Source organism: Paenibacillus sp. 2TAB26 (genome assembly GCF_052115145.1).
In the GTDB taxonomy this organism is placed as follows: domain Bacteria; phylum Bacillota; class Bacilli; order Paenibacillales; family Paenibacillaceae; genus Pristimantibacillus.
On the sequence record NZ_JBFRGC010000002.1, the window covers coordinates 201,193 to 213,169 of the forward strand.

The 11,977-nt window shown below is 43.0% G+C and carries 10 protein-coding genes and 1 riboswitch; of the genes, 9 read left to right on the top strand and 1 reads right to left on the bottom strand.

Features of this window, described 5'->3' with window-relative positions; translation table 11 throughout:
* Positions 1-24: 24 nt before the first annotated feature.
* The 6 genes from AB4Z50_RS02310 (at position 25) to AB4Z50_RS02335 (ending at position 7,316) form a co-directional block, all read left to right on the top strand.
* On the top strand, positions 25-1,746 hold the full coding sequence (locus AB4Z50_RS02310) for an extracellular solute-binding protein (RefSeq protein ID WP_441875187.1): 1,722 nt from the start codon (positions 25-27) through the stop codon (positions 1,744-1,746).
* Positions 1,747-1,876: 130 nt separating this feature from the next.
* Positions 1,877-2,788, top strand: a complete 912-nt coding sequence (locus AB4Z50_RS02315; protein ID WP_372238946.1) for a carbohydrate ABC transporter permease — start codon at positions 1,877-1,879, stop codon at positions 2,786-2,788.
* Between the two features lie 24 nt (positions 2,789-2,812).
* Complete coding sequence (locus AB4Z50_RS02320; protein WP_441875190.1) at positions 2,813-3,712, top strand: phosphoesterase; 900 nt, start codon at positions 2,813-2,815, stop codon at positions 3,710-3,712.
* A 78-nt stretch (positions 3,713-3,790) separates the two neighbouring features.
* Positions 3,791-5,143, top strand: a complete 1,353-nt coding sequence (locus tag AB4Z50_RS02325; protein ID WP_441875193.1) for an MATE family efflux transporter — start codon at positions 3,791-3,793, stop codon at positions 5,141-5,143.
* A 235-nt stretch (positions 5,144-5,378) separates the two neighbouring features.
* A riboswitch (cyclic di-AMP (ydaO/yuaA leader) is annotated at positions 5,379-5,514 on the top strand.
* Between the two features lie 3 nt (positions 5,515-5,517).
* A complete protein-coding gene (locus AB4Z50_RS02330) occupies positions 5,518-5,994 on the top strand; it encodes a C40 family peptidase (protein WP_339202917.1) in 477 nt (158 codons plus the stop codon).
* 140 nt (positions 5,995-6,134) lie between these two features.
* On the top strand, positions 6,135-7,316 hold the full coding sequence (locus AB4Z50_RS02335) for a chromate transporter (protein ID WP_441875197.1): 1,182 nt from the start codon (positions 6,135-6,137) through the stop codon (positions 7,314-7,316).
* A gap of 73 nt (positions 7,317-7,389) precedes the next feature.
* Here AB4Z50_RS02335 and AB4Z50_RS02340 read toward each other — a convergent pair whose 3' ends face one another.
* Positions 7,390-8,895 carry a phytoene desaturase family protein gene (locus AB4Z50_RS02340; RefSeq protein ID WP_441875200.1) on the bottom strand — a complete coding sequence of 502 codons (1,506 nt, stop codon included), beginning with the start codon at positions 8,893-8,895 and terminating at the stop codon, positions 7,390-7,392.
* A 480-nt stretch (positions 8,896-9,375) separates the two neighbouring features.
* On the opposite strand from AB4Z50_RS02340, the gene AB4Z50_RS02345 reads away from it, so the two are divergent.
* The 3 genes from AB4Z50_RS02345 to AB4Z50_RS02355 are packed head-to-tail and all read left to right on the top strand — an operon-like array spanning position 9,376 to position 11,935.
* Positions 9,376-10,512 carry a glycosyltransferase family 2 protein gene (locus AB4Z50_RS02345; protein WP_441875203.1) on the top strand — a complete coding sequence of 379 codons (1,137 nt, stop codon included), beginning with the start codon at positions 9,376-9,378 and terminating at the stop codon, positions 10,510-10,512.
* A complete protein-coding gene (locus AB4Z50_RS02350; protein WP_441875206.1) occupies positions 10,509-11,009 on the top strand; it encodes a glycosyl-4,4'-diaponeurosporenoate acyltransferase in 501 nt (166 codons plus the stop codon). Before AB4Z50_RS02345 ends, AB4Z50_RS02350 begins: the two co-directional genes overlap by 4 nt.
* A complete protein-coding gene (locus AB4Z50_RS02355; protein ID WP_441875209.1) occupies positions 11,009-11,935 on the top strand; it encodes a MerR family transcriptional regulator in 927 nt (308 codons plus the stop codon). The genes AB4Z50_RS02350 and AB4Z50_RS02355 overlap by 1 nt, the downstream gene beginning before the upstream one ends.
* Positions 11,936-11,977: the final 42 nt, after the last annotated feature.

Sequence of the window (11,977 nt, forward strand, 5' to 3'; positions counted from 1 at the left end):
AGAGAAGGTAGGAATGGAGATATCATGTTTAAAAACAAAAATTGGGCAAGAATGTTGACGGTTCCGATTATAGCTTCCTTGTTAATTACTGGCTGCGCGGCCAAAGAAACAAATTCAACAAATTCAGGGAACAAGCAGGAAGGCGTCAAAGATAACAAAGATAAACCTGCGACTTGGATTGCCGACCGCAAAATTAAAGGCTTAATCTTTATGGGGGCAGACGATTATACGGAAGAGATGAACCCGGAAGTATTAAAACAAATTAAAGAGAAAACGGGAATTGATTATCAAATTAATATAATGCCAGCCAATCGTTCGCTTGACGGCTTAATTGCTGGACTTGCTTCGGGTGACTTGCCTGACTTTATCGGATTTTATTTGAATCATAGCGGTCGACCAGAAATGCCGGTTGTACTAAAAGCTGCGCGCGAAGGGATGTTCACAGATCTGACTCCGTTTATGAAGGATACGAAAGTATACAGCAAGTATCTAGAAGATGGCTATCTGCCGCTTGATACGAAAAACGGTGTCATGTTCCGTCCAGAGTTTAACGGCTCAGCTTATTTCATGCACATGAATGTTTCGAGAGAAACAGGCTATGAAACGCGGAAAATGTTAGGCGGACCATTTATTCGCAAGGATATTGCCGAAGCGCTTAATATCGATCCAAAAACGATTACAACTTCCGAGAAGTTGTATGAGGTGGCACAAAAAATTAAAGCTGGAAATTTCAAAGACAACAATGGAAAAGACATTGCCAGCGTTATTGGTCCAAGATACTGGGGCGGAACAGAAGTTAAAGCGTTGTATAGTGACTTGACTGTAAATGTGAACCAAACTTTTGTAAGGAATAAGGAAGGTAAAATTGTTCACGAGAGTCAAACGGAATACCCGCTCAAGCGTGTAGCGTTTGTTCAAAAGCTGCTGAAAGAAAAGCTGATGAATCCTGAGTTTTATACGATGGAAGAAAATCGTGCAACAGAAGGGATTTTGAACGGCTCCTTCGCGATTATTGCTGATATGCATAACTACCTTGATTTTAATAAGGATATGCATTACTTGCCGATTGGTCCGTTAAATGAAGCGGATAAGCCTTACCAGATGAAGCTTAGCTATAAAACGGCTGGCGGTGCTTGGGCGATTCCATCTTCAACCAAAAATCCCGAAGATATCGTCAAATTCGCTGACTTCTTGGCGAGCCGCGAAGGCAAGCTGCTCTGGCAATACGGAATTGAAGGAAGAGACTACACACTTGATGATAAGGGCAACCCGATTGTGAAAAATGAAGTATTGGAATTGAAAGATAAAGATTCGAAAGCCGCGAAAGCGCTTGGGTTTGCGGGGGTAGGCAACTATTGGGGCGAAATTCTTGGCAATACAGACGTTGATCGTATAGCGGATTTTGGTGAAACAGAATACGGTAATGCTGCCAAACCTAATATCAATGAGGGACCGCTCAAGATTGCTGAGTATTGGGAGTGGGATAAGAAAAGAGCGAATGCAATAATCTCAGATACGTATGCTCCAACGGCTTTCCTTGGCGAGTTTGCGAAGGAAACGGAATTAAAAGCTGCACTTGATAATTATGACGAGAGCCTCAAACGTGCTTATTATGCTAAAAGCCAGGATCAAGTAACGAAAATATTGGAGTCAGCATCTGAACAATTAAAGGCTGCAGGCTTGGATGATTACTTAGCATTGCTTGAGAAAAAAGATAGCGATCCAAATACAAAAGTAGAACTATAACAATCATTAAAGCTGCTGGTGGTCTGTTTCATTCGTACATGAAATGTACTGCGATGAGACGGACCACTAACGCTAAGGACATGCTTCCGAGGCTGTTTTGCTTCGCAAATGTTGAAGGAGTGCAAATAACGTGGATAAACCATTTTATAAGATTTCTACAGGAGAAAAATTAATTCAGATTGCCATCTATGTATTGATCATTCTTTTATGTTTATCTATCATTCTTCCGTTTCTGAACATCTTTGCTTTGTCGTTTAATTCAGGCAAAGATGCGGAAAGAGGAGGCATCTATTTGTGGCCGAGATTATGGTCTATTGAAAACTATAAGGAAGTTTTCTCATCCTCCAATATTGTAAGTGCATTCGGCATTTCGATGTTCCGAACGATTGTCGGGACATTAGCGAGCGTCTTTTTGACTGCGATGGCAGCTTACGCATTAAAGAGAAAAGCGATGCCAGGCGTTCGATTTTTTACCATGCTTATTTTTTTTACCATGTTGTTTAGCGGCGGCATCATTCCATACTATTTGTTGTTGAAAGACTTGCATTTGACGAATACAATCTGGGTTTATATCATTCCGGGCTTGTATAGTGCATGGAATTTAATAATTATGCGGACTTTCTTCCAAGAGATCAGTCCGAGCCTCGAAGAATCTGCAAGAATTGATGGATATAATGATTTTTCAATTTTCATGAAGGTGATCATGCCGCTCAGCAGGCCGGTTGTGGCTGTCATCGCGTTATTTAACGCAGTGGGGCATTGGAATGATTGGTTTACAGGTGCCTTCTATGTTCGAGAGAGCAATCTGCGGCCTTTATCGACATTGCTGCAGGAAATGCTGACCCGGGCAGATGCGCTTCGAAATACGCTCGAGCAAGCGGCTGGTTCGACGCAATATGAAATGCTGGACAAAATTCAGGTGACAGGAAACTCGCTGAAAATGGCGACGATTATTATCGTCATCACACCGATTATTATGATTTATCCATTTATTCAGAAGTATTTTGCCAAAGGCGTTATGATCGGTTCGGTCAAAGAATAAGGCAGGAACGGAGGAACATATTGAATGACACAAGTAATCATTTCAAATCCTTATGGTAAACAAGAGGGCATGTGGCTGAAAGGGAGCTTCCATAATCATACGACAAATAGTGCTTGCGGCTCTCAAACGCTTGAGACGGTTTACCGGATGTATGGGCAATACGATTTCCTCGGCATTTCCGACCACGATTTCATTACCGTTCATGAAGGGAAACGTTCAATCACGACCGTATTCGAAGCGATGGAGGTTAGCAGTCCGCAAAGGCATATGCTTCTCATTAACCCTCCGCGCTCGATGATGGACAGCTATTCCAACGAGTTTTCGGTAGAACGGTATCAGCAGTATTCTGACCTTTGCACGAAGCAAGGAGGAATGAGCGTACTCGTTCATCCGAATCGTTATTATTCGCAGTATTGGCCGATTGAAGATATGCTCGCGATGCCTTGCTACACCGGAATCGAGATCGTAAATGGCGAAGGAAATCCAGCGTTCGACATTGCGTTTGACAAATGGGATGCGCTGCTCTCAGCTGGGCGAAAAGTATGGGGGTTTGGCGGAGACGATTTTCATGTATATGGGCAAGAGAAACGAACTTGGAATATGGTGCTTGCTGAGCAAAACACCAATGAGAGTATTACTTCAGCGATGAAATCCGGAAGTTTCTATGTTTCCACAGGCTATGGGTTTGAGTCGATTCATGCAGCCGATGGGACGATCGAGTTTAAGCTGCTTGCGAGTGAAGGATTGGACCGGATGTACAAATATGCAACTTTGTTCGGCAAAGACGGAAATGTGCTATACGAGACTTCCGGTCGTTTCAATAGCGTTAGTTACAAGTGTCGTGGTGATGAAGGTTACGTAAGGGCGGCAGTTTATTTGGAAGGCGGTTTTGGCGCATTCTCTCAACCCCTATTTGTTGGATAGGGTGTACTCTCATACATGATAACAGTAGTCTGACGATAACAGCAGGGTAGTACATGAACAGGAAGAATGTGAATTTGAATGAGTAAACAGGTTGATCCGCGCCAAAAGAGCATCATTTCGATAACATGGCCTATCTTTATTGAAGCTTTATTTGGGATGCTGATTGGAACGGTCGATACGATGATGCTAAGCAGCTACTCTGATGGAGCAGTGGCAGCGGTTGGGATAGCTAATCAGATTTTAGTTGTAGTGGGCTTGATGTTTGGATTTGTTACGGTGGGTACAAGTGTCATTCTCAATCAATGGCTCGGCGCAGGCAACTTGCATGGCGCCGATCGAATCGGGAGAACGGCGCTTACTTTGAATGTTATGCTCGGTTTAATAGCTAGCGTAGGATTGATTGTCTATGCCGACGTGTTTTTAGCGCTTTTTAAAGTGCCCGAGGATGTGATGGCAGAAGGAGTCAGCTATCTATCGATTGTTGGCAGCTCCGTCTTCATCACAGCAATAAGCATGACGTTAGGTACTATTTTACGATGCCGCGGTATTGTGAAAGAAATGATGTTCATCGCATTGGGGATAAATGTACTGCATATTACTTTAAATTATCTGGTGCTGATGGAGCCCTTCGGCTTACCTAATTTAGGCGTAGAAGGAGTAGCAGCATCTACATGGATAACCCGTACCATAGGGATGATCGCTTATTTGATTTTATGTATTCGAAGCTTGGAGTATAAGGTTGGCTTGATTAGTCCATTTAAGTTTCAAAGAAAAAATATTGGCCTTATATTTAAACTAGGTATTCCTTCGGCAGGTGAGCATGTTTCTTATAATCTTTCACAGGTTGTAATCACATATCTAGTCACGCTGATCGGTACGGCAGCGTTAACGACAAAAATTTATTCGCAGAGCATAACTTCTTTTGTTTTTGTTTTTTCAATGGCAATAGGTCAAGGAACGCAAATTATTGTTGGACATCTGATTGGAGCCCATCAGAAGGATGATGCTTATCGATCCAGTATTCAAAGTTTGAAGCTGGCGTTCGTCATTTCGCTTGCGCTTGGTATTTGTATTTATAGCTTCTCAGGTCTATTGCTCAGCCTCTTTACTAATGATGCGGAAATTATATTGTTAGGCAAGCAGCTCATGTTGTTATCGATTATGCTGGAGCCGGCTCGGGCTTGCAACATGGTGCTTATCAGTTGTCTAAATGCGGCTGGAGATGTGAAATTTCCAGTTGCTGCCGGGTTAGTATCCATGTGGGGGATTAGTGTGCCGCTGGCATACGTGTTTGGGATCGTGTTCGACATGGGGTTGGTAGGAATATGGCTGGCCTTTTCAATCGATGAATGGATAAGAGCTTTACTGATGCTCTACAGATGGAGGAGACGTTCTTGGCAGAAGGTCGATATTTTGGCGAAACTTGCTTAACTAGAAAGAGTAACTGTATGAAAATACGGATACTCTTTTTTTGTGTTTAAACCGTTATATTTTGAAATTGTGCTTGGAAATTCATCTATTTTAATGACAAAAAAATCAGCACTCTTGACAAAAATCATGTAGGGAACAGCTAAATAAATAATAATAATGAAGAAAAATGAAAGTATTCTAATAAACCAATTGCAGGATTATGGTAAAAATAATCGAATTTAACGATACTATAAGGTTTATTGACATGCCGAGTTCTGTATATCGGAAACGGGGGAACCACCTAGGGTGAATTGCTTAATGTATTTTTTTTAAGCATAGGGATCTTCAACCGAACCCATAAGCTAACCTCGTAGGCACCGAAGGGAGAAGTTGTTTTGAAGAAGGGTTTTATTTTATTGTTATCCTGCTTGCTGCTGCTTACTGGAGGAGGAAGCGTGCTTGCAGATAAGTCGGACAAGTCAGTGCTTACGAATTCCATAAGCGAGGTTGTTGGAACTCCTTATAAATGGGGAGGCACAACGAGCAAAGGGTTTGACTGCTCGGGTTTTATTCTACATATTTTTAATCAATTTGATGTTAAGCTGCCTAGAACATCGCAATCGCAATCAGACACAGGCACAGAGGTCAATAAAGATGAACTACGCGTGGGTGATCTTGTGTTCTTCAACACAAGCGGCAAAGGCGTTTCTCATGCGGGCATTTACATTGGGGATGGGAAATTTGCTCATTCTTCTACAAGCAAAGGGGTTACGATTACAAATCTTAACGATTCTTATTACGCAAAACGTTATGTAACAGCAAGGCGTGTCGTAACAGAAGATACATTTGCTGCGATGATGGAGTCTAAATAATGTGTAATGATTTTAAAAACCACCTTACGAGGTGGTTTTTTTTATGTAACCATTTATTAAGTATTTGTTAAAGGGTTGTAAGCCAATAATTCGCAAGCTTACAATGTAAATAACATGAGTAATGGAATGAGGTTATAGGATTGAAAAGAGGAACAATCGCATCTTTGGTAGAAGTACTAGCTGTATCTACTAAACTAGGACTTACCTCATTTGGGGGTCCGATAGCCCATCTGGGTTATTTTCACAATGAGTATATTCGTCGTCGTAAATGGATGGATGAACGTAGTTATGCAGACCTCGTTGCTTTATGTCAGTTTCTACCCGGACCAGCCAGCAGTCAAGTTGGGATCGGTATAGGGATAGTTAGGGCTGGGTTATTGGGCGGACTAGTGGCTTGGTTAGGGTTCACACTGCCATCGATCATTGCATTAGTGGCCTTTGCTTTTTTGCTGCAAGGATTTGATCTTGGAAACACAGGCTGGATTCATGGATTGAAAATTGTAGCGGTGGCCATCGTTGCTCATGCCATTCTAGGGATGGGGCAGAAACTAACACCGGATCGAAACAGAGCTACGATAGCAGTCATCGCTGCTGCGATAACGTTATATTGGCAAGCGGCCTATAGTCAAGTAATCATTATTGCTGCAGCTGGACTGATCGGGGTATGGTTATATCGTATGAAAACAGTCGAGGGAACTCCTGATCTGAACATTCGAATTAGCCGTTCCCTTGCGATCTCCTGCCTCGTTATATTTCTCACGCTTCTAATTGTTTTGCCATTTCTAAGGCAATGGGGAAATATGGAATGGATTGCGATGTTCGATAGCTATTATCGTGCAGGCTCACTGGTGTTTGGAGGCGGACATGTTGTGCTGCCGCTGCTTGAGAACGAAGTTGTATTTACCGGGTGGGTTAATGAATCGGATTTTTTAGCAGGTTATAGCGCTGCGCAGGCTGTGCCTGGTCCACTTTTCACAATCGCTAGTTATCTTGGCACTCTCTCTGGTGGATTAACTGGAGCCATTGTTGCAACTACAGCAATTTTTTTGCCGGCATTTCTTCTCGTTGCTGGAATATTGCCGTTTTGGAATGTGTTGCGAAATAACTCGAAAATCCAAGGTGCATTAGTTGGCATTAACGCCGCTGTAGTTGGCATATTGCTTGCTGCACTGTATGATCCGCTTTGGACTAGCGCGATAGTAGAGTCCGGTGATTTTATGCTGGCTGCCGTATTGTTTATTATGCTTGTTTTTTGGAAGCTACCACCTTGGATGATTGTTGTGGCCGGTGCATTAGGCGGAATGGCCCTTGAACTTATTTAATAATTAATCAATTGATAAAAACCTCTAATCCGCGATAACGGATTAGAGGTTTTTTTATATGAATTGAATCTGCCTACATGACGGATTTTGCAGAAATGCTCAATTGCTCTTTAATGAGGTCAGCGGTGAGTTGTCCGGATAAAGTGACCATCGGGACGCCGCCACCGGGGTGCGTTGATCCGCCAACGAAATAAAGATTATCGAGCAGCTTGCTTTTGCTTGGAATTTTGAAGCCGCCGTTAAGCTTGCGGTCCGTTACAATGCCGTAGATGGAACCGCCATTAGAACCATAAAGGTGCTGGATATCATCTGGAGTGAAGGTGTATTCAAACTCAATATGCTGTCTCAGCTCCGTTAGTCCCATACGTTCGAGCTTATTCAGAACCAGGTCTCTGTAAGCCGCTTTCTGTGACTCGAAGCTTTCTCCAGGTTTGAGCGCCGGCACATGAGTAAGCACAAATAGATTTTCTTTGCCCTGCGGTGCCTGTCCAGGATCGGTTTTGCTTGAAACCCCGATGTACACTGTTGGATCATCTGTAGGTTTGCCTTCGACAAATATATCGTTGAACTCTTTATCTGGATCTTCAGAGAAGAAGAAATTATGGTGAAGAAGCTGATCATACACTTTATCCACGCCAAGAAGCAGCACAAGTCCTGATACAGTAGGCTCGTATTTAGCTAAATCCTTTACGCGGTCGGCCGATTTCGGATGATGCTGCAGCAGTGTCTGATGCGCTGGAATAGCCTCAAGATTTGACACAATCAGATCAGCTTCTATTTCGCTGCCATCTTCTAAAGTTACCCCTGTTGCGGTTTGGCCGACTGTATTCATTTGAGCAACTGGAGCTGAAGTGCGAACCTCCACACCGAGCTCATCAAGCAGCTTAAGCATACCCTCCGCAATTCGGTACATACCGCCTTCTACATAATAGATGCCAAGCCCCATTTGTACATAGATTAATTGTGACAGCACAGCGGGAGCGGCATAAGGCGAGGAACCGATATACATGATGAAAAAATCGAACAATTGACGCAAATGCTTGTCCTTCAGAAAGCGGTTAGTCGTCTGATGCATCGTCTTCATCGGGTCCATCGCTAACAGTTCCTTCATACTGTGGTGACGCCGCAGGTCGCTCAGACCACTAAGGCTCTTGTTATAAAAGCTTTTTGTGTTGAGCTGATACATTTGCTGACAATAATCCAAATAAGAGAGGAATTGCTGTGCATCAACCGGTGAGATTTGTTCGAATTGCTTGATTAGGTCAGGGAAGTCACCTGTTATATCAAGTGTTACCCCATCTTCGAAAAAAGTTCTCCACTGAGGTTCAACACGAACCAGCTTCATATAATCCTCTAGCTTGCGGCCAGCACTTTCAAACAGCTGTTCGAGCACCCAAGGCATCGTCAGAATAGAAGGGCCCGTATCGAAAGTGTAGCCTTGCCCTGATCTTACGTTTAATTTGCCGCCAACGCGTTCATTTTTTTCTAATATGGTCACTTGATGCCCATCTACAGAGAGGCGAATAGCAGCTGATAGTCCGCCGAGACCGCCTCCGACGACAATAATCTTTTTGCTCATAGGAGCACTTCCTCTCATCATTGGTCATTTAGCCGAAACGATGCAGATGACAAACTATATACACAATCGTATAATCGTTGTAGAACTAACGTAAAAGGTTAATGCGATAAGCAGAATGCGGGATATGCATTTAACCAACACTTTTTCACTTTCAGTATTAACAAATTTTACCTATAACATGCAGCTTTTGCAGGATCAAATCTTCGGATAGCTCCTGCTATTTCGTCGTTAAGCGACGAGAATGAGGCTATAAAAAGAGCGAATAATGGCTCGTATAGTTTGAATGCCATCATTTTCACCAAAGATAGGGCTGTGGTTGTAAGTTTGTATAACCATTATCAACTGCCAAATTGAATGACCTAATCAGCCTGGTGAAAGGTGGTACACAACTTTGGGGAAAATGAGCTGTTTGTATAAGAAAACATGGAATAACGAGTCATATAAGGAATTTTGGTACCTTTTGTACAGTGGATTAGATCTATGATTGGAAATGTTGTGCTGTTGCTTGGCGGACTTATTTGTGGTGCTTGGCTGCTTAACAAAATCCGACCATTAGAAGAGGATTTGGTGCCTTTCACAAAGAACGATAGAAAGAGTCTCCCAAGCATTTCAGTTATCATTCCAGCTAGAAATGAAGAGAGAAACCTGACACAGTTATTGCCATCAATAAAGGGGCAGCAACTCGCTCCATTTGAAGTGATTGTAGTAGATGACGGATCAATTGATCGTACAGCAGCCATCGCTGAATCATTTGGTGCAATAGTTGTAAACCCGGGCGAGCTGCCGGATGGTTGGCTTGGTAAAAGCTGGGCGTGCTGGAATGGCGCGCAGGCAGCAAGCGGTCATTTACTTATTTTCCTTGATGCAGATACTTGTTTAGAGGATGCTGGGTTGGCGATGCTGGCTGAGGCCCATTCCAAGCAGAACGGGCTGCTTTCGATCCAGCCTTACCACAAGATGAAGCGGCCCTATGAATGGTTGTCAGCTTTCTTCAACATCATCGTCTTAGCTGCGGTTGGAGCACCTCAAACTGCTGCCGCAACAAATAAGAAGGCTGTAGGCGCTTTCGGTCCTTGTATAGTCTGTACCCGAGAATCATATTTTCAAACAGGTGGGCACGAGGCTATTCGTGAGCGTATTCTCGAAAATTACAGCTTAGGCCTTCTATTTGCTGAGCAGCAAACGGTTAGAAATTGTTGCGGAAAAAGCGTTATTGCTTTCCGAATGTACCCGGAAGGCATTCGGCAATTGTGTGCAGGCTGGAGTAAAAGCTTCGCATCAGGTGCATCTTCTACGACACCGCTGCGTTTACTAGCTATAATCTGGTGGCTAACTGGTTCGATTACGGTTGTTACACAATGGTTGAATCCTCAATTTTGGAGATCAAGCGACCAAATAACGATAGGAATAATCAGCTACCTTGCTTATGTTTTGTTAATAAATATACAGTTAAGCCGAGCTGGAAATTTTGGTTTCCAGACCGCTATCCTGTTTCCTATTCCGCTTCTCTTTTTTATGGGGATCTTCGCTAGTTCAACGCTGCAAACCTTTTTTTGCCGCAAGGTCACATGGAAAGGTCGCTCGATTTCAACTATGAAGGGAAGCGGGCGGAAGTGAGAATTTTTGAATTTTCACCGTTTTGGACATTGGTTGTAAATATTTTTGCATGGCTGCTTGTGCATATGGGCGTGTCCTATTTGTTTTTGAAAATGCCTGATGCTTGGTTCAGTCGCACTGCTGATCGCATGAAACCTCAGACAAAGAGGCGCGGAGAAGAATTGGTCTATGAACGATTGTTATTCATTCGTGTTTGGAAAGACAAACTGCCAGACGGAGGAAGCTTGTTTCAAGGAGGCTTTGCCAAGAAAAAATTAGCTGTCCTTGAGAAAGCTTACTTGCAGACCTTTATACTTGAAACGCGGCGCGGAGAGTGGACTCACATCATTTCGATGCTGCCTGCGCCGCTATTTTTCCTATGGAACGAAAGCATTTATGGCTGGATCATGATCGTTTATGCCATTGTCGCCAATGTCCCATTTATCATTGTACAGCGCTATAACCGTTTTCGGCTGCAGCGCATTTTTTGGAAACTGAAGGAAAAGAGTGAAATGTAATGATGTACACAATCAGACAAGCTTCAACACTGCTAGGTATTCCTGCGGTTACGATCCGTGCTTGGGAAACAAGATATGAAGCGATTAAGCCCATTCGCACAGAAACAGGCTATCGCCTCTTTGATGATAAAAATATGGAGGATTTACGCTTCCTCAAAAATCAGACGGATGAGAAAGGGATGACGATTTCACAAGCTGTTCGGCTGCTAAAGGAGCAGCAGCTTTTGCGTGAACGGATGTTGGAAGCGAAGACAGAGACCCATGCTAAAGTTGGGGCAGAAGAGGCTCATCAAGAAATGGTGGAGCGTTTGTATAACACGCTTTGCAACTTTCGTACGGAACAAGCAAAAACAATGGTTGATTTAGGATTTTCCATGTATGGCTATGACATTATGATCTATCAAATCTTATTTTCAGTAATGATTAAAGCCGGCACGGAGTGGGAAGAAGGCAGAGCTTCTGTTGCGCAGGAGCATTTCATTACACAGTTCGTGATTCAGCGTTGTCTTAGTTTCTTTCAACTTTTTCCGATTGATAATCGAGTGCCCCGCATGCTTGCTTTATGTCCATCTGGAGAACATCACCAAGCAGGACTACTTTTATTTTCTTTATTTTTGCGTAAAAAAGGGGCTGACGTGCTGTATCTTGGACCAGATACTCCGGAGGATGGCATTGCAGAGTTGATTAAGTCGCAGCAAATTCGAGTCCTATGTATATCGTTAACTGACGCAAACTTAATGGAACCCACTTTTGCTTTTATAAAACGTTTATTGGTTCATCATGCTGATCTGCAAGTCGTTCTAGGCGGACAGGGCTTCAAAAACGTACCTGAACCGTATTCTGATTGGGTGCTGCCGAATGGCAATCAAGAAGAATGGGAAAGATGGTTTAAAGATAAGGTTTTAGGGTTAAGTTTCCAATTCTAATGAATAAATTAACTTTACAGACTATTATCAAGTATGTATTAT

What these genes read in the sequence shown, in the direction of transcription:
- AB4Z50_RS02325 (WP_441875193.1), top strand. Translation starts at nt 3,791, where the DNA reads ATGAGTAAACAGGTTGATCCGCGCCAAAAGAGCATCATTTCGATAACA.
- AB4Z50_RS02320 (WP_441875190.1), top strand. Translation starts at nt 2,813, where the DNA reads ATGACACAAGTAATCATTTCAAATCCTTATGGTAAACAAGAGGGCATG.
- AB4Z50_RS02310 (WP_441875187.1), top strand. Translation starts at nt 25, where the DNA reads ATGTTTAAAAACAAAAATTGGGCAAGAATGTTGACGGTTCCGATTATA.
- AB4Z50_RS02340 (WP_441875200.1), bottom strand. Translation starts at nt 8,895, where the DNA reads ATGAGCAAAAAGATTATTGTCGTCGGAGGCGGTCTCGGCGGACTATCA.
- AB4Z50_RS02355 (WP_441875209.1), top strand. Translation starts at nt 11,009, where the DNA reads ATGATGTACACAATCAGACAAGCTTCAACACTGCTAGGTATTCCTGCG.
- AB4Z50_RS02345 (WP_441875203.1), top strand. Translation starts at nt 9,376, where the DNA reads ATGATTGGAAATGTTGTGCTGTTGCTTGGCGGACTTATTTGTGGTGCT.